We start from the raw sequence: 1,800 nt of genomic DNA on the forward strand, positions 1-1,800 counted from the left end.
TCAATTTATCTAAATTTTTATTTAGCATATATAAACCTTAAATATTTATTATAATTGATAGTATTATGTCAATTGATATATAAAAATAGAAATAGGTTATACTAATTGTTATTATTCTATCATTTATAGTTACTATAATTTTTATTTCAAAGTATCAAAAACCTTTTTCAATCCTTGAGCTGCTACTTTTTGTTGAACTTTTGCATATCTACGAGTAGGGCGAGTAGAACTATGTCCTAAAATAGCAGCAACTACTTCCATACTATTATCTGTTTCATTTAATGATATTTCACCAATTAAATGTCTTAAATCATGTATTCTTATAGGTTTTGTAATTTCAGCAACTTCCAATATTCTTTTCCAAGCCCATCTTAGATTTTTAACTTTATCTCCAGTTACTAAAGATTTAAAAACATAACCAGTTTTATCTTCTTTATTTGATAAAATTTCATACAGCTCATCTGTAATCTCATAACTCATATTTTTTTTAGCTTTGTTAATTTCAAATCCTATGTAATAAACTCTTTTTTCTAAATCAATCATATCCCAGCTTAAACTAAGAACTTCATCTTTTCTTCTACCATGAAGTAGAAATGTAAATATCTCTTTATATAAAGGCTCTTTAAAATCTATAATAGCTCTAAATAACCTTTTTGATTCATCAATGTTTAATGGATAATCTCTTAAGTTGTCATATTTTGGTTTATCCACTAATAAAACTGGATTATTAGTTATATATTTATTTTTCATAGCATATTTAAAAATAGCAGATAGGTCAGCTAATAAATTGTCAACAGTTTTTGGAGCTTTTGATTTTAATAAAGTGTTAGCTAAATTTTGAATCTGAAAGGCTTGCATATTATTAATAAATAAATTATCAAATACAGGTTTAAAATGAGTTTTATAATTACTTAGCTTTATTAAAATTGTTCTACTAGATACTGATTTAGAATTTTCTAAATGTTCTATATATATTTTAAATAGCTCTTTAAAAATCAAATCTTTTTTTATATAGTTGTTATTTAAAATATCATTTTTTAATTCTTCTTTTTTTAAAAATGCAATTTTTGCATTTGTTTTAAATGCATCATTCTCATAACCTAAAACTCTTTTATATCTTTTCTTATTAATTTCAAATATACCTACAAAAACTTTACCTTTATAATTGTCTTTATAAAAATAAATTCCTTTATAATTAGTAATAGTTAATTTTGGTAAAGCCATAAATTTTCCTTTAGTGTACAGTTTGGGGTGTAGTTTGTTTTGTTTATATATGTAATTATATGAAGTGAATATTAATATACAAAACCTTAAAAGCATTATAAAATGGGATATTTATCAAAAATTGTAAATAAATGAATATATAAGGCATAAAGATTTCCTCCTAATGACGCGTGTTCGAATCATGCTGGGGTCGCCATTAAACAAACCTTATGATATAAATATTGATATAAACAAACTCTAATAGAAATTATAAAAAATATTTTTTAGGTATCCTTATAGGTGTCTCTTTATATTTAATAAAATCATTTATTTCAGCTATTATCAAATATATAAATTAATTATATATACTATTTTATATCGTACTTTATAATTGAATTAGTAAGTATAAACAACTGAAAAAACTTTAAAATCTACAGCAACCACAAAAAAAGTAATAATTTAAGATAGGTAGGATACTGTCTTTTAGTTCTTTTTGTACGGTTTTTTATTTTTAGAATGATATAATTCATCAAAGGGTAAATAATGAAAAAAACTAGAATTGAAATAAGATTAGATAATGAAGAAGAAAAAGATGAA

Annotated in this window: 1 protein-coding gene; it reads right to left on the reverse strand. The window is 22.5% G+C overall.

The features are described from left to right. Positions 1 to 141: 141 nt before the first annotated feature. Complete coding sequence (locus tag CRU94_RS09500) at positions 142 to 1,224, reverse strand: tyrosine-type recombinase/integrase (protein WP_164966591.1); 1,083 nt, start codon at positions 1,222 to 1,224, stop codon at positions 142 to 144. Between the last annotated feature and the right edge of the window lie 576 nt (positions 1,225 to 1,800).

It is taken from the genome of Arcobacter sp. AHV-9/2010 (assembly GCF_004116575.1).
Classification (GTDB): Bacteria; Campylobacterota; Campylobacteria; order Campylobacterales; family Arcobacteraceae; genus Aliarcobacter; species Aliarcobacter skirrowii.

What these genes read in the sequence shown, in the direction of transcription:
- CRU94_RS09500 (WP_164966591.1), bottom strand. Translation starts at nt 1,224, where the DNA reads ATGGCTTTACCAAAATTAACTATTACTAATTATAAAGGAATTTATTTT.